The sequence below is a fragment of the Paenibacillus artemisiicola genome, assembly GCF_017652985.1.
Taxonomy (GTDB): domain Bacteria; phylum Bacillota; class Bacilli; order Paenibacillales; family Paenibacillaceae; genus Paenibacillus_Z; species Paenibacillus_Z artemisiicola.
The window spans coordinates 41,053-62,052 of record NZ_JAGGDJ010000033.1; the positions used below are offsets into that span (position 1 = coordinate 41,053).

Annotated in this window: 12 protein-coding genes; 7 read left to right on the top strand and 5 right to left on the bottom strand. The window is 64.7% G+C overall.

Translation table 11 applies throughout. The features are described 5' to 3' along the window. Positions 1-324 precede the first annotated feature (324 nt). Complete coding sequence (locus I8J29_RS24970) at positions 325-915, top strand: nitroreductase family protein (RefSeq protein ID WP_420831157.1); 591 nt, start codon at positions 325-327, stop codon at positions 913-915. Positions 916-1,240: 325 nt separating this feature from the next. Here I8J29_RS24970 and I8J29_RS24975 read toward each other — a convergent pair whose 3' ends face one another. Continuing rightward, positions 1,241-2,899: a glutamine--tRNA ligase/YqeY domain fusion protein gene (locus I8J29_RS24975; protein ID WP_208850139.1), complete on the bottom strand. Its 1,659-nt coding sequence runs from the start codon at positions 2,897-2,899 to the stop codon at positions 1,241-1,243. A gap of 222 nt (positions 2,900-3,121) precedes the next feature. On the opposite strand from I8J29_RS24975, the gene I8J29_RS24980 reads away from it, so the two are divergent. From I8J29_RS24980 to I8J29_RS24990, 3 genes are read left to right on the top strand one after another with little or no spacing between them, the layout of a single operon-like run. After that, complete coding sequence (locus tag I8J29_RS24980) at positions 3,122-3,649, top strand: MarR family winged helix-turn-helix transcriptional regulator (protein ID WP_208850140.1); 528 nt, start codon at positions 3,122-3,124, stop codon at positions 3,647-3,649. Between the two features lie 6 nt (positions 3,650-3,655). Beyond that, a complete protein-coding gene (locus tag I8J29_RS24985) occupies positions 3,656-5,386 on the top strand; it encodes an ABC transporter ATP-binding protein (RefSeq protein ID WP_208850141.1) in 1,731 nt (576 codons plus the stop codon). Next, a complete protein-coding gene (locus I8J29_RS24990; protein ID WP_208850142.1) occupies positions 5,383-7,353 on the top strand; it encodes an ABC transporter ATP-binding protein in 1,971 nt (656 codons plus the stop codon). The genes I8J29_RS24985 and I8J29_RS24990 overlap by 4 nt, the downstream gene beginning before the upstream one ends. Positions 7,354-7,697: 344 nt before the next feature. On the opposite strand, the gene I8J29_RS24995 is transcribed toward I8J29_RS24990, so the two are convergent. From I8J29_RS24995 to I8J29_RS25005, 3 genes are all read right to left on the bottom strand, one after another. Then, positions 7,698-13,382, bottom strand: a complete 5,685-nt coding sequence (locus I8J29_RS24995; RefSeq protein WP_208850143.1) for a tandem-95 repeat protein — start codon at positions 13,380-13,382, stop codon at positions 7,698-7,700. Between the two features lie 319 nt (positions 13,383-13,701). After that, the gene (locus I8J29_RS25000) at positions 13,702-15,201 is read right to left on the bottom strand and encodes a response regulator (protein ID WP_208850144.1); all 1,500 of its coding nucleotides are present in this window, start codon (positions 15,199-15,201) and stop codon (positions 13,702-13,704) included. Next, positions 15,194-16,936, bottom strand: coding sequence for a cache domain-containing sensor histidine kinase (locus tag I8J29_RS25005; protein ID WP_208850145.1), 1,743 nt, complete (start codon positions 16,934-16,936; stop codon positions 15,194-15,196). Before I8J29_RS25005 ends, I8J29_RS25000 begins: the two co-directional genes overlap by 8 nt. 269 nt (positions 16,937-17,205) lie before the next feature. On the opposite strand from I8J29_RS25005, the gene I8J29_RS25010 reads away from it, so the two are divergent. From I8J29_RS25010 to I8J29_RS25020, 3 genes are all read left to right on the top strand, one after another. Continuing rightward, a complete protein-coding gene (locus tag I8J29_RS25010; RefSeq protein ID WP_240546472.1) occupies positions 17,206-18,552 on the top strand; it encodes an ABC transporter substrate-binding protein in 1,347 nt (448 codons plus the stop codon). 85 nt (positions 18,553-18,637) lie between these two features. Continuing rightward, positions 18,638-19,534, top strand: coding sequence for a carbohydrate ABC transporter permease (locus I8J29_RS25015; protein ID WP_208850146.1), 897 nt, complete (start codon positions 18,638-18,640; stop codon positions 19,532-19,534). 21 nt (positions 19,535-19,555) lie between these two features. Then, complete coding sequence (locus I8J29_RS25020) at positions 19,556-20,389, top strand: carbohydrate ABC transporter permease (RefSeq protein WP_338113280.1); 834 nt, start codon at positions 19,556-19,558, stop codon at positions 20,387-20,389. 71 nt (positions 20,390-20,460) lie between these two features. On the opposite strand, the gene I8J29_RS25025 is transcribed toward I8J29_RS25020, so the two are convergent. Continuing rightward, a complete protein-coding gene (locus I8J29_RS25025) occupies positions 20,461-20,871 on the bottom strand; it encodes an FAD-dependent oxidoreductase (protein WP_240546473.1) in 411 nt (136 codons plus the stop codon). Positions 20,872-21,000: the final 129 nt, after the last annotated feature.

The following is a 21,000-nucleotide window of genomic DNA, read 5'->3' on the forward strand; positions in this document are numbered from 1 at the left end:
GCATGACGCTCCTTCCGCTCCGTTTTCGCTAGATGCGCGTTTTCTCCAGTATAGAGGGCCGTGAAGCGATTGTGAAGAAAGCCCGGCGCAAGCTTGCGGGCTTTGCAGCCGAACCGGAAGGAAGTCTATAATAAAACAGGAAGAAATCAACGGCGAAAGCGAACGCTAGGCTGCGCGGCCGCTGCCGCCAGACTGTAAGCCGGCTCTGCTCGCCGTGCCGTTCCCGCCCGTGAACGAGCGTCCCGCCCCCCTCGATAACAGACGGGCGGCGGGGGATGACCAGCCTGACCGCCATCCCATTTTCCCGACGAAAGGATGAGATCGATGTCGTTCGCCGAAATCGTCAAAGGACGCCGCTCCATTCGCAAGCTGACCAACTCGCCGGAGGTGCCGCGCGCCGCGGTCGAAGACGTGGTTCGGAACGCGCTGCACGCGCCGTCCGCCTTCAACATGCAGAGCGGCCGCCTCGTCGTGCTGACGGGCGCCAATCACGCCAAGCTCTGGGACCTCGTGACCGAAACGCTCCGCGCCCACGTCCCGGCGGAAAAATTCGGCGCGACGCAGGACCGCATGAACGGCTTCAAAGGCGGCGCCGGCACGGTGCTGTTCTTCGAGGACGAAACGACGGTCAAAGCGATGCAGGCGAAATCGTCGCCGTCGTACCAGATGCATTTCCACAATTGGTCGCATCAAGGCAGCGCGCTGCTCCAGTACGCCGTTTGGCTCGGCCTGACCGAACAAGGTCTCGGCGCGTCGCTGCAGCACTACAACCCGATCATCGACGACCAGGTGAAAGCGGAGTGGGACGTTCCCGCCTCGTGGACGCTCATCGCCCAAATGCCGTTCGGCCGGCCGGCGGAGACGCCTGGCGACCGCTCCTTCCTGCCGTACGAGGACGTCGTGAAGTGGCACTGACCGCTTGACGTTCTTTTCGCCGCAAACAAGCCGTACGCCATAGGGCGTACGGCTTGTTTTATCATTGGGGTATCCCGTCTTAGATTCGCATGCACGGCACCGCGTACCATACATGCACCCGCCAAACGCCAAATCCGCTCCATATCGGTACTCAGCGCCGTACATTCACCCGCCTCCCCAACCCTGCGGGAACCCCCGCCCCAAGAACGACGCGCAATACCGCTCGCTGCCCCCATTTCCCCCAAACAAACAAAAAGGACCGCCCCCGCAGGGACGGCCCTTCACGTATCTGCCGGCGTTCCGCTCGCCGGCTAGCTCACAAGCGTCACGCCTTCGGGTCGAACGAGCTCTTCAGCGACACGATGCGGTTGAACACGATCCGCTCCGGCGTCGCGTGCTTCGGATCGACGTTGAAGTAGCCGTGGCGGAAGAACTGGAACTTGTCCTGCCCCTTGGCGTCCTTCATGTTCGGCTCGACGAAGCCCTGCAGCGTCGTCAGCGAGTTCGGGTTGATGCGGTCGAGGAACTCCTTGTCCCCGTCGGCCTCGTCGTCGAGCAGCAGCGGCTCGAACAGGCGGAATTCCGCCGGCACGGCTTGCGACGCCTCCACCCAGTGGATCGTCCCCTTGACCTTGCGGCCGGTGAAGCCGGTGCCGCTCTTCGTCTCCGGATCGTACGTGCAGCGCAGCTCGGTCACGTTGCCGTCCGCGTCCTTGACGACGTCCTCGCACTTGATGAAGTACGCGTTCTTCAGCCGGACCTCGTTGCCCGGGAACAGCCGGAAATATTTGCTCGGCGGGTTCTCCATGAAGTCGTCGCGCTCGATGTAGATTTCGCGGGAGAACGGGATTTGGCGGATGCCCATCGCTTCGTTTTCCGAATTGTTCTCGGCGTCCAGCAGCTCCGTTTGCCCTTCCGGGTAGTTCGTGATGACGACCTTCAGCGGGTCCAGCACGGCCATCGTGCGCGGCGCCTTCAACTTCAGGTCCTCGCGGATGAAGAACTCCAGCATGCGCTCGTCCACGACGCTGTACGCGCGGGCGACGCCGATCTCGCGGCAGAAGGCGCGCAGCGCTTCCGGCGTGAAGCCTTTGCGGCGCAGGCCGCTGATCGTCGGCATGCGGGGATCGTCCCAGCTTTCGACGACGCCTTTGTCCACGAGCATTTTCAAATAGCGCTTGCTCATGATCGTGTTCGTCACGTTCAGGCGGGCGAATTCGTATTGACGCGGCTTCGCCGACATCTCGCATTCTTCGATGACCCAGTCGTAGAGCGGCCGGTGGTCTTCGAATTCCAGCGTGCAGACGGAATGCGTCACGCCTTCGATCGCGTCGCTGATCGGATGCGCGTAGTCGTACATCGGATAGATTTTCCACGCGTCGCCCGTGCGGTGATGATGGGCGTGCGCGATGCGGTACAGCGCCGGGTCGCGCAGGTTGATGTTCGGCGACGCCATGTCGATCTTGGCGCGGAGCACGCGCTCGCCGTCCTTGAATTCGCCGGCCCGCATGCGGGCGAACAAGTCCAGGTTCTCGTCGACGCTCCGGTCGCGGTGCGGGCTGTTCTGGCCGGGCTGCGTCAGGGTGCCGCGCATTTCGCGCATTTGCTCGGCGGTCAAGTCGTCGACGTACGCCTTGCCCTTCTTGATCAGCAGCACCGCGCGGTCGTACAGCTCTTCGAAATAATCCGAGGCGAAACGCAGGTCGTCCCACTCGAAGCCGAGCCAGCGGACGTCCTCCTGGATCGCTTCCACGAACTCGGTATCTTCCTTCACGGGATTCGTATCGTCGAAGCGCAGGTTCGTCTTGCCCTTGAACTCGTCGGCCAGCTCGAAGTTGAGGCAGATCGATTTCGCGTGCCCGATGTGCAGGTAGCCGTTCGGCTCCGGCGGAAAGCGGGTGATGACCTCGCCGACCTTGCCGGACTGCAGGTCGTCGCTCACGATGTTCCTGATAAAATTAGAGGATGATGTCTTATTCTCCATAACGACCAACCTTTCTCCACTCTAGCGGATGCGCCGTCCGAAGCGTCGGCTTCGAACGGAAGCCGATCCGCTCTTATCCTACTATTGTACACAAAACTAGACGTCTTTATAAATAGCAACTTGGCGGTCGCGCCCGGAAAAACGATTCTTGACATTCTCCGTCCCTCCCATATACTTAGGTTAGCTAAACAAATTAATTGGCAAGCAAAGGAGTACCCGCTTATGCAGGATGACCGCGAACACCCCAGCCCTTCCGCGCACGAGCTCATCCGCGCCCTGCGTCAGCTGCGGCAGCTCCCGTGGAACAACCGCAACCCGATCGAGAACTGCACGCCGAGCGAGACGATGACGCTGTTCTGCATCCGCCGGGCCACGGACAGCAATCCCGCCGGCGTCAAGGCGTCGGAGCTCAGCACGATGCTGAACGTGGCGTCCCCGACGATCACGCAGAGCGTCAACCTGCTCGTCGCCAAAGGGCTGCTGCAGCGCAGCGCCGACCCGCAGGACCGCCGCGCCGTCCGCATCACGCTGACGGAGGAAGGCATGCGCCTGACCGGGCTCGCGCAGGACGCGATGCAGGAGCGGATGACCCGGCTCGTCGCGCATCTCGGCTCGGACCGGGCGCATCAGCTGGTCGAGCTGCTGCACGACGTCGCTTCGTTCTTCGGCGGCGGCGAAACCGAACCGGGGAACGGCGGCCCGTGCCGGAACGGCTGCAATTCCCCCACTACGTCCAAAGAAGGTGAATGAATCTCCATGCTCAAACTGCTCCGCATGCTGAAACCGTACCGATTGCTCGTCTTTTTCGTGCTGCTGTTCGTGTTTCTCCAGTCGCTGTCCGACCTGTACCTGCCGACGCTGCTCGCCGACATCGTCGACAAAGGCGTCGTCAAGGGCGACAACCCGTACATCTGGAAAATCGGCGGCCTCATGCTCTTCATCGCGCTACTCGGCGGCCTCTGCTCCATCGGCGCGAGCTTCCTGTCCGCGAAGTCGTCCAGCGCCTTCGGCCGCGACCTGCGCAGCCGCGTCTTCGCCCACGTGGAGAAGTATTCGCTCCACGAGTTCGATAAAATCGGCACCGCCTCGCTCATCACGCGGACGACGAACGACATCACGCAGGTGCAGCAGGTGCTCATGATGATGATGCGGGTCATGGTCGCGGCGCCGATGATGTGCTTCGGCGGCATCATCATGGCGCTTTACAAGGACGCCCATCTGTCGCTCATCATCATCGCGATCGTGCCGATTCTCGCGCTGGTCATTTTCGCCGTCGTCAGCCGCGGCGTGCCGCTGTTCAAGGTGATGCAGGTCAAGATCGACAAGCTGAACCTCGTGCTGCGCGAGAACCTGACCGGCATGCGCGTCATCCGTTCCTTCAACCGCGCGAAGCACGAGCAGACGCGCTTCAACGACGCGAACGCGGACTTGACGGACACCGCGATCAAGGTCAACCGCATCATGGCGTCGCTCATGCCGATCATGATGCTCGTGCTGAACTTCGCCAGCCTCTTTATCGTCTGGTTCGGCGGCCTTCGCATCGAAGACGGCCACATGGCGGTCGGCGACCTGATGGCCTTCATCCAATACGCGTGGCAGATCATGTTCGCCCTCATCTTCGCTTCCATGATGTTCGTCATGATTCCGCGCGCGTCGGCTTCGGCGACGCGGATCAACGAAGTGCTGCACACGGTGCCGGACATTCACGATCCGGCGCACGGCGGCGCGAAGCGCCCGTCCGTCCGCGGCGAGCTGGCGTTCCACGACGTGTCGTTCCACTACCCGGGCGCCGAGATGCCGGCGCTGTCCGGCATCTCGTTCGCGGCCGGACCCGGCGAAGTGACCGCCATCATCGGCGGCACCGGCTCCGGCAAATCGACGCTGATCAACCTCATCCCGCGCTTCTACGACGTCTCCGGCGGCCGCATCACGATCGGCGGCACGGACGTCCGCGAGCTGACGCAGGAAGAACTGCGCTCGGGCATCGGCCTCGTGCCGCAGAAGGCCGTGCTGTTCACCGGCACGATCGCGGACAACATCCGCTTCGGCAAGACGGACGCCACGGACGAGGAAGTCCGCCATGCCGCCGTCGTGGCGCAGGCGTACGACTTCGTCTCCGAGATGAAGGACGGCTTCGACGCCCCGATCGCGCAGGGCGGCACCAACGTGTCCGGCGGCCAGAAGCAGCGGCTGTCGATCGCGCGGGCGCTCGTCCGCAAGCCGTCGATCTACTTGTTCGACGACAGCTTCTCGGCGCTCGACTTCAAGACCGACGCCAAGCTCCGCGCCGCGCTGCGCGGCGAGACGTCGGACGCCACCGTCCTGATCGTCGCGCAGCGCGTCAGCACCGTCATGGACGCCGACCGCATCATCGTCCTCGACGACGGCAAGGTGTCCGCGATCGGCACGCACCGCGAGCTGCTGCAGTCGTCCCCCGTATACCGCGAAATCGTGACGTCACAGCTCTCGGAGGAGGAAATCGCATGAGCGAACAACAACGCGGACCCGCGGGCGGCGGCCCGGGCGGCGCCGGCAGACCCGGCCAGCGGCCCGGCGGCGCCGGACCCGGCTTCGGCTTCGGGCCCGGACGCGGTCCGGGCGCCATGGGCATGCCCGTGCAGAAGGCGAAGGACTTCAAGGGCACGCTGCGCCGCCTGATCGGCTACCTGCGCCCGTACCGCGTCTCGCTGCTCGTCGTCCTGCTGACGGCCGTGCTCAGCACGGTGTTCTCCATCGTCGGCCCGAAAATCATGGGCAAGGCGACGACGAAGCTGTTCGAGGGCCTTATGGGCAAGATCCAGGGCACGCCGGGCGCGAAGATCGATTTTCATTACATTTGGCAAATTCTCGCCTTGCTGGGCGTCCTCTACATCATCAGCGCCCTGTTCGGCTTCATCCAGCAGTACGTCATGGCGGGCGTCGCGCAGAAGACCGTCTACGGCCTGCGCAAGGACGTCAACGAGAAGCTCGAGCGACTGCCGCTCAAATATTTCGATTCCCGCACGCACGGGGAAATCCTGAGCCGCGCCGTCAACGACGTGGACAACATCAGCGGCACGCTGCAGCAGAGCTTGACGCAGTTCATCACCTCGTTCGTCACGCTGATCGGCGTCATCGTCATGATGCTCACGATCAGCTGGATCATGACGCTCATCACGATCGTCACGCTGCCGCTCAGCTTCCTGGCGATCAAGATGATCGCGAAGCGGTCGCAGTTGTATTTCAAAGGCCAGCAGAAGGCGCTCGGCGAGCTGAACGGCCACGTCGAGGAAATGTACACGGGGCACAACATCGTCAAGGCGTTCGGCCGCGAGAAGAGCTCCGTCGCGAAGTTCGACGAAGTGAACGGCCAGCTGTACGAGTCCGGCTGGCGCGCGCAGTTCGTCTCCGGGATGATCATGCCGGTCATGGGCTTCATCGGCAACATCGGCTACGTGCTCGTCAGCGTGGCCGGCGGGATCCTCGTCCTGCACAGCCGGATTACGATCGGCGACGTGCAGGCGTTCATCTCCTACTCCCGCCAGTTCGCGATGCCGATCACGCAGACGGCGCAGATCGCCAACGTCATCCAGTCGACGATCGCGTCGGCGGAGCGGATTTTCGAGCTGCTGGACGAGGAGGAGGAAGTGCCGGAAGCGGCGCAGCCGGCCGCCCTCGCGGCGAACGCGAAGGACGCCGTTCCGGGCAAGGCCGTCAAGGTGCGCGGCGACGTCAGCTTCAATCACGTGCAGTTCCGCTATAAGGACGACGCGCCGCTGATCGAGGACATGAACATCCGCGTCGAGTCCGGCCAGATGATCGCGATCGTCGGCCCGACCGGCGCCGGCAAAACGACCTTGATCAACTTGCTCATGCGCTTCTACGAGCTGAACGGCGGCAGCATCACGATCGACGGCGCGGCGCTGACCGAGCTGAAGCGCGGCGACCTGCGCAGCCTGTTCGGCATGGTGCTGCAGGACACGTGGCTGTTCAACGGCACGATCCGCGACAACATCGCCTACGGCCGCATCGGCGCGACGGAGGAGGAAGTCGTGGCGGCTGCCCGCGCGGCGTACGCGGACCACTTCATCCGCACGCTGCCGGAGGGCTACGACACCGTCCTGAACGAGGAAGCGTCCAACATCTCGCAAGGGCAGAAGCAGCTGCTCACCATCGCCCGCGCGATCTTGGCGGATCCCGCGATCCTCATCCTCGACGAGGCGACGAGCAGCGTCGACACGCGGACCGAGATCCACATCCAGCGCGCCATGAGCGAGCTGATGCAGGGCCGCACGAGCTTCGTCATCGCGCACCGCCTCTCGACGATCCGCGACGCCGACCTCATTCTCGTCATGAACCACGGCACCGTCATCGAGCAGGGCACGCACGAAGAACTGCTCGCGGCGGGCGGCTTCTACGCCGACCTGTACGAGAGCCAGTTCAGCACGCAGAAGCGGACGCAGGACGTCAGCTAACCCGGCCGCGTCTGCCGTCTCCGGCAGACGCGGCGGCGAACCGGGCGGCAAAACCGCGAGCCGTGCTGCCCGCTCGGCGCCGGCGCGATCGCCGCGCGTGCCCGGGGCAGCGCGGCGCATCTCTCGCGATACAACAGCCTCTCCGACACCGGAGAGGCTTTTTGCCGCCCGCGCCGGGCGCGCGCGCAAGTTAGCCCCGGCCCCCCGCCGGTTCGCCGCAATCGTTCCGCCATACGCCGATTTCGGGCGCAAAAAAGCCGCGAGCCCCGTCACTGCGGGCTCGCGGCCTTTTGAACCGCTTATTTCGCTTGCTCTTATTTCATTTGCTCTTATTTCATTTGCTCTTATTTCACTTGATCGTCGACCTGCTTGATGAAATGCTCCTCGCCTTCGTCATTCCAGCTCGAGGCGTGGGAGACCGACGCTTCTTCGATCTGCCCGAAGCCCCAGTAGCCCGCGGGCACGTCCGGGAACGTCGGCGCGATGTCCGTCAGCGGACCGCGGAACAGCATCGCGTTGATCAGCACGACCGCCTCCACCCGCTTGATCGCGTTGTTCGGCTTGAACGTGCCGTCCCCGTAGCCGCTGATCATGCGGTTGCGGTACAGCGCCTCGATGGCCGAAGACGCCCAGCTGCCCTGAATGTCCTTGAAGTGCAGCGCGATCGGCGTGCCGGCTTTCAGGTTCAGGAACCGCGCCATGACGGCCGTCAGCTCCGCCCGCGTCACCGGCTGGTCGGGCAGGAAGCGATGGTCCTCGTAGCCTTGGAACAAGCCCTCCGCCGTTACCGCGCGGATATAGCCCGATGCCCAATGCCCGGCCGGGACGTCCTTATAACCCGGGTCCGCCCCGTCGTACTTGCCGAGCAGTCTCGCCATGATCGCCGCGAGCTCCGCCCGGGTCAGCGAACGGTCCGTATGGAAACGGCCGTCCGGATAGCCTTGCATGTAGCGCTGATGCTCCTGGTCGCCGTACCGGTCCGAGACGACCGTCAGCTTCACGGACGAGACCGTCCATTCGGGATGCAGCAGCTTGCCGTCGTATTGGAAGCCCGAGACGAGCTCGAGCGTTTGCGATTTCCCGTCGATCTGCGGCAGCGCCAGCACCGGACGGAACGCGACCGTTTTCCCCGGTTCGGCATGCGGCACGGTCCATGCGATGACCGATCCGCTCACCGTGCCCCCATCGGCGTTGTCGACCTTGACGCCGTCCGGCAGCCGCAGCGTGACCTTGCCGCCCTCGATCGCCTGCTCGGACAGGTCGCTGAACTGCACCTCCACCGTCACCTTCGTGCCTTCCGGATAGACGGTTCCGCCCAGCTGCAGGTTGGTCGCCGCGTCGGCGTCCGTCTTCGCGGGCGGCGCCACGATCGGGCCGCCCGGGTATTCGATCGGCGCCATGCCGAAATCGTGGCGGACGATCGCGTCCTCGACGGACAGCGTCGGGCTCGTGTAGGTCGAATACCCGGCTTTCGTCGCGACCAAATAATAGTCCGTGTGCCCGTATACCATGTACGCGTATTTGCCGAACGCGTCGCTATCCTGCGGGTTCGCGTTGTCGTTCGGCGCGAAGCCGGTCAGTCCGGGCAGCGCCACGGCCGTGTCCGGCGCGATGCCCTTGCCGCGGTTGCGCGCGGTATCGGCGTAATACAGCACGACGTGCGCGCCTTCGATCGTCTTTCCGGACTTGGCGTCCGTAATCGTCCCGTACGGGTCGATCAGCTCCTGCGCGATATTGAGCTGGCCGTCGGCCGTGACGCCGACCGTCGGCAGCGAGCCGTCCGCCAGTCGGTTAATGATGATTTCCTCGCCGTCGTCATGCACGAACCGCACTTCCATGGCGTACGTGCCGACCGCAAGGTCCGCGGCGCTGAACACGCCGTCCGCGCCGACCGGGAAGCGCTTCGGCTCGCCGGACGCGCCGTCGAGCACGTAGTCGCCGTTGCCGTCCTTGAGATAGATGACGAGGCTGCTCGCGACCGGCGGCGACAGCACGCCTTTGCCGTTCGAATCCTTGGTGCCGATAAGGCCGGACACCGTCTTCGTGGACGCGAACGTCTCGCCGCCCGCGCCGGTGACGACGCCGACCTGGGCTTTCTGATTGAACGTGACCGTCTTGCGCTGACCGTCGCGTTCGATCGTCTGCGTGATGGCGACGTCGTATTCCTCGTCGCCCCGCGGAATGGCGATGGTGTAGCTGCCGTCCGCGTTCGTGACCGCTTCGCCGGAGAAGTCGATGACGCCGTCGCCGTCGAAATCCTTCGTAATGCGGACGATCGCGCCGGCGATCGGATCCGGCTTGCCGTCATGGTCGGCATCGGCGTTGTTGTCGGTGATAATGCCCGTAATGGACGCCGGCTGGAACGTCACGATGATTTGGTCGACCGCGTACAGGTTGTGCTCGGGGTCGTCGACCGTCGCCGTGACGACGATGTTTTGCGACAGGATCCCTTCGATCTTCTCGGACTTGTACGTCACGACGGCCGCGCCGTCCTTGTCCGTCACGGCTTCCGCGCCGCCGGCGAACGTGCCGCGAGGGGCGGAGAACGCCACTCGTACGCCGGCAATCGGCTTGCCGTCCTTATCGGTCAGCACCGCGCGCAGCGCCGAGGTCGACGCGCCGTCGCCGACGATCGCGCTCGGGGATGCCGACAGCGTCATCGCGAACGGCACGAGCGCGTAATCGCGCACGATGTCGGTCTGGGTCAGGTTGTCCGGAAGCGCGCGGACCGCGCTCCGCTTCGTGCCGAAACCGTCCTTCTTCACGATCAGCAGGTAGTTGCCCGTCTTGATCGGGGCGAACCGGTACTTGCCGTCGGCCGGGGTGACGAACGGCGTGCCGATCGGCACGGTGCCCGTGGAGTCGTACAAGGCGACGCTCGCGCCCGCGATCGGCGCGCCGCTCTCTTGGTCCGAGATCGTGCCGGTCAGATTGATCTGCGCCCGCACGTGGAAGGCGTTATCCTCGCCGACGCGGAACGGCTTCTCGGTTTGCAGCGCGCCGCCGTTGCGGTCGTACGCGACGAATTGCACGCCGTAATCCCCGGACGCGATCGTATCGGGCAGACGGTAGCCCGTCGCGGCCCATACCTTCTTGCCGTCTTCGGCGGCCGTGCCGCCGTTCGTCAGCGTGAGGTCCGTCGCCTCGCCGTTCACCGTGGCCGTCACTTTAACCGCCTCGGGCGAGCTCGCCGCGGACAGCTTCAGCGGGCTGCCGGGCGATACGATGACGTACGGCGCCGTCTCGCCCTGCTTCCGCTCGCCGGCCCAGCCGTCAAGCGGCGCCAGCGGCTTGACCGTGATCGTCACCGTCGCCGGTTCGCTGATCGCGTCGCCGTCGGACACCGTTAACGTCACCGTATCCGTGCCCGTGAAGCCATCCGCCGGCATATACGCGTACTCGCGTCCGGACAGGCTGCCCTCGCCGTGCTGCGGCCCCGTCGCGATCGCGTAGGTCAGCTCGCCGGCAGGCGTCTCCGGATCGGAGCCGGTCAGCGTGATCACGATCGGCAGCTCCTGGTCGGCGGACACCGCCTGCGGATTCGCGGTCGGCTTGTCGTTCGCTTCGCCGATCGTGATCGTCACGGTCGCCGGCACGGCGGCGTAAGCCGTGCCGTCGCTGCCGTTCCATTGGAACGTCGTCGCGCCGTTCCAGTCCGCGTCCGGCGCGAAGATCAACCCGGGCAGCGCCGCCGCCGGGACTTCCTGGCCTTCGGTCACGGCTTCCCCGTCCAGCTTCAGCGTGCCGTGCGCCGGCAGGCTCGCCGCTTTCACGAGAACCAGCCCATCCGCTTCGTCGACATCGGCGAACTTATCCGCGAAGTCGGCGGCCGCGAACGTCAGCGCTTCGTCCTCCGTGCCGTTCTTGGCGATATCCGACACCGTCGGCGCGTCGTTGGCCGCCGCGATCGTCACCGTGACGGTCGCCGGCGCCGCCGCGTACTGCTTGCCGTCGCTGCCGTTCCACGCGAACGACGCGCTGCCGCTCCAATTGGCGGCCGGCACGAACGTCAGCTTGTCCAGCTGCGCCGCGGGAATCTCCTGGCCTTCGGTCACGTTCGCTCCGTCGAGCTTCAGCGTGCCGTTCGACGGCAGGTTCGTCAGCTTCGCGACCGCCAAGGCATCGGCTTCGTCCTCATCCGCGAAATGGCCCGCGAAGTCGGAAGCGGCGAACGCGACCGGCTGGTCCTCCGTGCCGTTCTTCGCGATGTCCGACACCGTCGGCGCGTAGTTGCCCGGCGCGATCGCGATCGTCGCGGTCGCCGGCGACGCGGCATAGGCCTGGCCGTCGCTGCCGTTCCACGCGAAGGAGGTCGTGCCGGTCCAAGACTCGGCCGGATGAAACGCCAGCCCGTCCAGATCCGCCGCGGGAATTTCCTGGCCCGCGGTTACCGGCGTCCCGTCCAACGTCAAGCCGCCGTTGGCCGGAAGGCTCGTCACCTTCACGTAAACGAGCTCGTTGCCGGCGTCCGGATCGCTGAATTTCGCCGCGAAGTCCGACGGCGCGAACGTCACGGGCAAGTCCTCCGTTCCGTTCTTGGCGAAGTCCGCCACCGTCGGCGCGTGGTTCACGCCGGCGACCGCGATCGTCACGCGCGCGGGCGCCGCGCCGTAAGCCGTGCCGTCGCTGCCATTCCATGCGAAGCCCGTGCTGCCGGTCCAGGACTCGTCCGGAAGGAACGCCAGCGCGCCTAAATCGGCCGCATCGATCTCCTGTCCATCCGTCACCGGCGCGTCGCCCAGCATCAGCGTGCCGTGCGCCGGAAGCTCGTTCAACCGCACCTTCGACAAGACGTCCGCGCCGTCCGCGTCCGTGAAGCGGCTCGTAAAGTCGATCGCCGCGAAGACGACCGGCTGATTCTCCGATCCGTTCTTGGCGATATCGGCCGCGGCCGGAGCCGTGTTGTCCTTGATCGTGGCGGCCGTCGCGGGAACGGCGCTCGGGTTGCCGTCCGCGTTGACGACGGTCGCCTCCGCGCTGATCGGGCCCTTCGGATACGCGCTCATATCGATCGGCAGCTCGTAGCGGCCGCTGCCGTCGACGTTAGTCGAATACGTTTTCGTCCCGTTCGCCGCATCCTTCAGAATGATCGTCACCGGCTGCCCCGTAACGGAGCTGCCCGTGCCCGCATTGACGTCGCCGGATACGACGACCTGCGCGAGATCGTCGGCGCCCGGCGTCAGATGGCCGTCGCCGCCGTCGGCGATGCCGACCGTCAGCGTCGGCGCGCTGGGATTATTGATCGTCTGGATCGGCTCCTTGAACTGATCGATGCCGCTTGCCCCGAAGTTGATCGAGAATTGGCGGGAGCTCATCGGCCCGGTGTTGCCGACGACGACCGTCATCGAGCTGATCGGCGCCGTGTAGTTGGTCACGAAGGAGTCCCGGTCGTTGAATACCGTGTTGTTGATGCCGTCCGGAATGCCCCTGAAGCGGGTCTTGCCTCCGGCGACGGACGTAATGGTCAAGCCTTTCGGATTCGAGGCCGCGGTATACTTGCTGCTGGCCGTGTAGCTCGCGAACGCGGAAGCCTCGATGAATTCCGTGCTGGAATTGTCGCCGTCAACGTCGATGACGGTCATGTAGAAGTTCTGGAGCTGCACGGGCAGCGAGGTGGCGTGGTCGTAGAAGTCGATCTTGAGCGTGAACGAGCCTTCGCCGGACGTCGTCGTGATCCATGGATTAAGCCGTTTCTGCAGATCCGCGTCGGCCGGGAAATTATTGTCGAATTGGGCGAGCGACGCGTTGCTGCTGCGCGAGGCGATCGTCACCTTCGCGTCGACCGTGATGCCGTCCTTGGTAATGACGTCGGAATAGAGGTAGACGGCGCCTTGGTCCTTGTCCGGCCCCGTGCGCGACGCGGGTTGTCCGAAGTTCATGGCGTTGTTGGCGACGTTGACCACCTGCAGGCCTTCCGGCACCGCGGCGGACGCTTGCGGCGGGACGATCGCGGCGGACGTCGCCAGCAGCGCGCCGGCCAGCAGCGCGGAGACCGGCTTCCGCCAGCGCGAGAATCGAGTACGAGTCATAACGAATAATTCCATCCTTTCATTTCCCTCATAAGCGTGAATGTTTTTGTAAGACTATTGAATCATATTCTGGCGACGTATAATCCTCCCTTAGGTATGTATTCAATGAAATATAGTAGTTCTTAAAGACTATTTTCCGAACAACTTTTCCCATTATAGCACCATTCCCTCAAATTGGTAGAGAAAATCGTCGAAAAATGCCGAAGCCCGTCCGCCGTTCCCGAACGCCTTCCGGACGGCGCAAAAAAGCCCCTTCGCGCGAAGAGGCTTTTTCCCTTGCCTTTAGGCATGCGATGCGCGTCCCGGACGGCGCGCCGGTTCAAAATCGGCTCGGCGACCGGCCGGTGAACTTCTTGAACACCTTCGAGAAGTACTTGCTGTCCGAAAAGCCCAGCTGCTGCGACAGGTCGGCGAGCTTGATGTCCTTGTTCCGGCCGAGCATCTCCACCGCGCGGTCGATGCGCAGCTTGCTCACGTACTGATTGAACGGCATCCCCGTCTCCCGCTTGATCAGCTGGCCGAGGTAAATGACGTTGTAATGGAATCGCTTCGCCACGTCCTCGAGCGTGATCGGCCGGTCGAAGCGCCGTTCGATATGCGCGATGATGGCGGCGGTCTTCCCGCCGTCCGATTCCTGCCAATCATGCGGCTTGCGCAGCAGCTCGAGCAGCGGCCGCTTGCCCGGCAGCGCCAGCGCGGGCAGCGCGGCGGTCTCCAGCTCGCCGCGCAGCGCGCGGAACATGGGGACGTATTCGGCATAGATCCCGATCGCCGCCTTGACGAAATAATCGAGCCCGGCGCAGGACGGCTCGGCCGCGAGGTACCGCTCGAGCCAGTCCGCCAGCAGCCGGGAGGCGCCCACGTAATCGTGCATCGCCAGGTGCATGCGGAGCGTATGCTGGTCGGCCGCGGAAAACGCGTCTCCCGCGCCCCTGTAGCGGAACGGCGCGCCGTACAGCCGCCCGTAGAGCCCCGCGGCCGTCTCGAGGAACGCGGCCCCCGCCTCTTCCGGCCGCGCGAACGGCCGGCCGGCGGCATGCTCGCCCGGCAGGCCGTCCCGGTCGAGCTGCGCCTGCAGGGCGCGAATCGTCTCCGCCGTCCGCTCGCGGGACGCATGCGGCGCCAGCACGGCCAGCAGCGCCTCCGCGGGCCGGCAGACGATCGCGCCTTCGCCGGCGGCCCGGACCGCCAGCCGCCGGTAGGCAGGCAGCCGGTCCGCGTCCAGGTCCGCGTCGCGGAACTTGTAGTCCTCGCCCATCGGCAGCCGGAAGAGCAGCCACTGCGCGGCGTTCGCCCCCGCGAAGACGTCCGGTGCGGCCGGCAGGCCGCCCTCCCCGTCGCGCGCGTCCCGCAGCCAGGCCAGCAGCGTCAAGTTCAGGGCGCGGATGCGCTCCCGCTCCTCCAGCGCTTCGACGGACCGGCTGATCCGCGTCACCCGTTCCCGCTCCCGCACGAGCCCCGACGCCTTGCGCAGCGCGTCCTGCAGCTCGCCGTCCTGAACCGGCTTCTTCAAGTACGCCACGACGTCGAAGTCGATCGCCTTCTTCATGTACTGGAAATCGTCGTACCCGGAGATGATGACGACCTGCACCGGGACGCCTTTCAGCCGAAGCTGCTCGATCAGCGACAGCCCGTCCGTGACGGGCATGCGGATGTCCGTCAGGATGATGTCCGGCGTCTCCCGCAGCGCCAGCGGCAGCAGCTCCGCGCCGTCGAAGCAGACGCCCGCGAGCTCCAGCCCGAGCGCCTCCCACGGAATCCGGCTGGCCAGCGCCCTGCAGATGACGGGATTGTCGTCGGCGATCATCACTTTAAGCATGGTTCTCGCTCCTCTCTCTCCGGTTGTCCTGCAGCGCGAGCGTCACCGTCGTGCCCTCGCCGGGCAGCGAGCGGATCGTCAGCAGCGGCTCCCCGCCGCCGTAATAGAGCCGGTAGCGCTCGCCGACGTGGCGCAGGCCGATCCGCACGCCCGAGCCGCCGCGGCCGCCCGGCTTCCCGAGCCCGTCCCGGAGCCGCGCCAGCTGCTCCGGCGACAAGCCCCGGCCATTGTCCGCCACGGAGACGACGACGCGCCCTCCGGACAGGGCCGACGAAATGACGATCCGGGAGAAGTCCGCCCCGCCGCGATCGCCGAACCCGTGCTTGAAGCAATTCTCGACGATCGGCTGCAGCGTCATCTTCGGAATCAGCTGGCCGTGCGTCGCCGGGTCGATCGCGAAGCGCACCTCCACGTTCCGATAGTAGAAGCTGTTCTCGGCGATGTACAGGTAGTCCTTGAGCTGGCCGAGCTCCCGCTCCAGCGTCACGAGGTCGTTCTCCTGCAGGCTGTAGGCGAACAGCGCCCCGAGCTTCTGGCACATGACGCTGGCCGAAGGCGAGCCGTCGACGATCGCCTGGCTGGAGATCGTCTCGAGCGCGTTGTACAGGAAATGCGGATTGATCGTCCGCTGCAGCGCCTCCAGCTCGGCTTGCGTTTTCAACAGGCTCGTTTCATAATTCTCGTGAATCAGGCGCTTCATGCCCGACACGAGCCGGTTGAACGACCCGTACAGGTCGTGCAGCTCCGCGATGCGGCCCCGGTAGTCCGCCGTCACCTCGAAGTCGCCCTTGACCACCTGCTTCATGTCGTTCATCAGCAAATAAATCGGCTTCGCGAACCGCTTCGTCGACACGGACAGGATGACGAACACCGCCAGCAGGTAGAACGCCATGATGATCAGGCAGATCGTCACGATCCGGCCGATCTGCGCGATGAACCAGGGCTTCGTCACGTAGCTGGTCACGGTAATGCCCGTATACCCGGAGCGCTGGCCGATGACGGACCGCCCTTCCGGCGCCGCGGCCTCCTTCGCGTTCATGTTGGAGAACAGCACGCGGCCGGACGGATCCTTGATCGTCAGCGGAATGGACGGATGCGTCTCCTCGATCATGTCCGTCAGCCGCGCGTAGGCGATGTCGATGACGATGAAGGCGATCGGCTCGCCCGATTGCATGTCCCCGATCGGCTTGACGACCGACACGGCGTTGTCGGCGGAGAGATAATAATCGCGCTTGTTGTCAAACAGAATATGGGAATGGCCGGTGTCGGCCGTCACCTTTCCGTACCAGGCGGCGCGCTCCGGCAGAAACGCCCCGTTGACGACCTCCGGCGAGGACGAAATATTGAGCGGCCCTTCCTTGCCGAGGACGATGAATTCCAGCCCCGTCTGGAACAGCGTCATGTTCAGCAGCGCCTGCGAGGCTTCCCGGAACGCGACGGTCGTCTTGCCGTCGTCGTAATGGGGCAGCTTGTAATAGAGCGTCAGCGGAATGATGAAATCGATGTCGGTGGCGAACGTGAACTCCGTCGTCTCCACGGAATGGAAGAACGAATCCAGCTTGTTGTTCATGAGCGTCATGACGTCTGCGTTCGACTTCTTCGTCTCCTCCATGGAATAATTCGACAGCATGACGAGCATCGGGACCGTGACGGCGAGCGTGGAACACAAAATATAGACCAGCGTCCGGTTGTACAGATGCCTGAACAACGGCTGTTTGCTGCGCGGGCGGGACATGCGGACGCGGCACCTCCTTCGGATGGAATGGCGGAATAGCGCTTACAAGACCTAAGATTTTTACACCCGACATCTAAGCTGCGTCGGTTTATGAACGCCCGGCCGCCCGGTATCATAAGGAACAAGCCGGTCTGAAAACCCTTTCAACCGCAAGGGTGGCCAAAAATCAGTAACATCGTAATACAAGCGGTACGCGTTGGCAAGCCATGAAGGACGGCCGTTCTGCAGGCGGCGGCCCCCATGGATCATGAAAGCTGGAGGGGTTCGGTTTGAAGACATTCGGAAGTAGAGGATTCGGAAGGAACGGATATCGGAAGGCGCTGCCGGTCGTGCTGGCGCTCGTGATGGCGTTCGTCCTGTCGGCCTGCTCGGGCGGCGGCGATTCCGGGAACGCGGCGAACGGCGGCAACGGCGGCGCCGGGGCCGGGACGGGCAAGAAGCAGACCATCACCGTCTGGCACGGCGCCGGCGGCGAGGGCGGCAAGTTCCTGGACGGGCTCGTCAAGGAATACAACGACAGCCAGTCGGCCGTTCAGGTGAAGCTGGTGTTCGTCGACCCGAACACGATGGTGCAGAAGCTGACGGCCGCCGCGGCCGGCAAGGCGCTTCCGGACGCCGGGCTCTTGATGTGGCCGCAGTGGGCCGGCCCGCTCAAGGACGTCATTCTGCCGCTCGACGAGAAGATCGCGGCCGAGCCGGACAAGTGGAAGGACTCGGACTTCCTCGACAACCTGCTGGACGGCAACGTCCGCTTCGGCGGCGTGACGTACGGCTTCCCGATGGAGACGAACAACCTGGCGCTCTATTACAACAAGAAGCTGTTCGCCGAGGCGAACGTGCAGCCGCCGGCCACCTGGGACGAGCTCGTCGCGGCCGCCCAGAAGCTGACCAATCCGTCCAAGAAGCAGTGGGGCATCGAGCTCCCGACGACCAAGGGCGGCACGCTGGACTTCATCTGGGATACGTTCCTGTGGCAGGCGGGCGGCGAATACGCCAACCCGGAAGGCACGGACATCCTGTTCAACAGCGACGCCGGCGAGCAGGCGACCCAGCTGTGGGTCGATCTCGTGAACAAATACAAGGCGGCCAGCATCGCGCCGCCGCAAAACGGCTTCCAGACCGGCCTGATCGCCATGACGCTGACCGGCCCGTGGTCGATTCCCGGCTACAAGGCGGCCAAGCTCGACTTCGGCGTCGTGCCGCTGCCGGCAGGTCCGTCCGGCAAGGCGACGAGCCTCGGCGGCACGAACAATTTCATCTTCAAATCGACGCCGGAGAAGGAGAACGCCGCGTGGGATTTCCTCACCTGGCTCGCGTCGCCCGAGATTTCCGCGAAGTTCGCTGCGGGCTACGGCTCCATCCCGGTCCGCCAATCCGCGGCGGAGCAGAAGGCATGGACCGACTTCGTCGCGTCGACGCCGGAAATCAAGGTCCATCAGGACTCGTACGCCTTCGGCAAAATCCGGCCGTACAACCTGACGACCTACGCCGAGATCTCGGACATCGTCTCCGAGCACATCGAAGCCGCGCTGCAGAACAAGGAAACGCCGGAAACGGCCATGAAGAAAGCCTACGACGAAAGCAAGCCGCTCGTGAAAACATGGGTTACGCCATAGGCGGGGTCGAAAGGGGAGGCGCGCCTCCCCTTCGTCGTTTCTAGCGCCCGCAAGGCGGATCCCCGGAAAGAGGTGAAGCGTCCCAATGAAAGCATTTCGCCGCCTGTTCGGCAAAGACGCGCCCGTCGCTTGGGTGCTGCTGGCCCCGAACATGGTCTGGACCCTGGTATTCACGGTGTTCGCGCTCTACTACTCGATCTATCTCAGCTTCCAGGAAGTGGACGTGTTCTCGGGCAATAACCGCTTCATCGGGCTCGACAACTACAAGCAGTCGTTCGCCGACCCCGTGTTCGGATCTTCGCTGTGGCACACGACGCTGTTCACGCTCGTCACCGTCCCGCTGTCGATGGCGATCGCGGTCGTCGTCGCGGTGCTGCTGAACGGCCGCATCAAGGGGCGCACGATCATGCGCGGCGCCTTCTTCCTGCCGTCGATCCTGCCGATCATCGCGATCGCGCAGGTATGGATCTGGATCTACGAGCCGAGCTACGGCCTGCTGAACTTCGCGCTGGAGCATCTCGGCGTCACGCATCCCGACAATCCGATCAAGTGGCTCGTCTCGCCCGACACCGCCATGCTGGCCGTCATCGTCTTCGCGGTGTGGAAGGGCTTCGGCTACAACATGGTCATCTACCTCGCCGCGCTGCAGGGCATCTCCCGCTCGCTTTACGAAGCGGCCGAGATCGACGGGGCGAGCCCCGTGCAGAAGTTTCTGAGCATTACGGTGCCGGGACTGCGGCCGGCGACGTTCTTCATATTGATCACGTCCGTCAGCGGCGCCTTCCAAACCTTCGGCGAGGTGTACGCGCTCACGAACGGCGGACCGATGAACGCCACCAACATGATCGCGTTCTACATCTATCAATACGCCTTCCAGTTCTTCAAAATCGGCCGCGGGGCCGCGGTCAGCGTCGTGCTGTTCGTGCTGCTCTTCGCGCTGACGGCCTGGCAGTGGCGATCCTATCAGCGCAAAGAAGTGTGATTACGGAGGGAGGAATCGGCCGTGAGCCTGACCGTCAAACGAGTCGGCATGTCCGTCGTCTACCTGGCGCTCGTCGGCACGGTGCTGTTGACCGTGCTGCCGTTGTTCTGGATGATCTCGACGTCGCTCAAATCCGCCTCGGAAGTGTTTGCCTATCCCCCGAAGCTGCTGCCGTCCGGCCTGCAGTGGGACAATTATTCGAACGCGTGGGACATGGCCCCGTGGGGCCGCTATTTCCTGAACACGGCGCTGTACACCGTCTGCACGGTGCTCGGCGTGCTCGCGACCTCCGTCATGAGCGGCTACGCGTTCGCCAAGCTGGACTTTAAAGGACGGGATTCGATGTTCATGGCCTACGTGGGCACGATGATGATTCCCGCGCAGGTGACGATCATTCCGGTGTTCGTCATCCTGTCGAAGCTGCACTGGGTCGACACGTACGCCGGCCTGATCGTGCCCGGCCTGACCGGCGCGTTCGGCTGCTTCCTCTTGCGGCAGTTCATCGCCACCATCCCGAGCGAAATCATCGAGTCCGGTCTGATCGACGGGGCGGGCCACCTGAAAATATTGCGGGCCATCGTGGCGCCGCTGCTGTACCCGGCGCTCGCGACGCTCGGCATCTTCACGTTCATGGGGACGTGGAACAACTTCTTCTGGCCGCTCGTCGTCACGAACAGCGAGGATCTGCGCACCGTGCAGATCGGGCTCAGCTCCTTCCAGACCCAGTACGGCACCGCCGACTGGGGCGCGATGATGGCCGCCGCGACGCTCGTGAGCGCGCCGGTGCTCATCGTCTTCTTCTTCGCGCAGAAATATTTCATCGAAGGCATTACGATGACGGGCATCAAGGGCTGAACAAGCGACAAGGGCTCCGCCGCCGCCAGGGATCATGGCGGGGCGGAGCCCTTGTCGCTTGCGGCGGTCCTTCAGCCGCGGGACGCGCGGGACGCGCCGCGCGCGAACCGCTCCGGCGCGAAGCTCGCCGCCGCTTCCGGCTCCGGCGGCCGGCCCTGCAGCAGGCCGCCGATCAGCGCGGCGGTCGCCGGGGCGAGCAGAATGCCGTTGCGGTAGTGGCCGGCCGCGAGCAGCGCGTCCGGACTGCCGGGGACGGCGCCGATGAGCGGCCGCCCGTCGACCGTGGCCGGCCGCAGCCCCGCCCACGTCATGGCGGGCGCGCGCCCGGCGAGGAACGGGAACACCCGCGGCGTCCAGCGGGTCAGCCGCGCGATGCCGCGCTCCGTGACGGAGGCATCGTAGCCCGCCGCGTCCTCGGAGGCGCCGCAGACGAGCCGGCCGTCCCGCTTCTGCACCCAGTACGCCTGGCTCGAGAACACCATGTGCCGCACGGATTACAACGAGGAGCTGGTGAGCCGCTTCCGCCAAGAAGTGCTGACGCACATCGTGCCCGTCGCCACGAAGCTGAAGGAGCGCCAGCGCGGCCGCATCGGCGTGGACCGGCTCCGGTA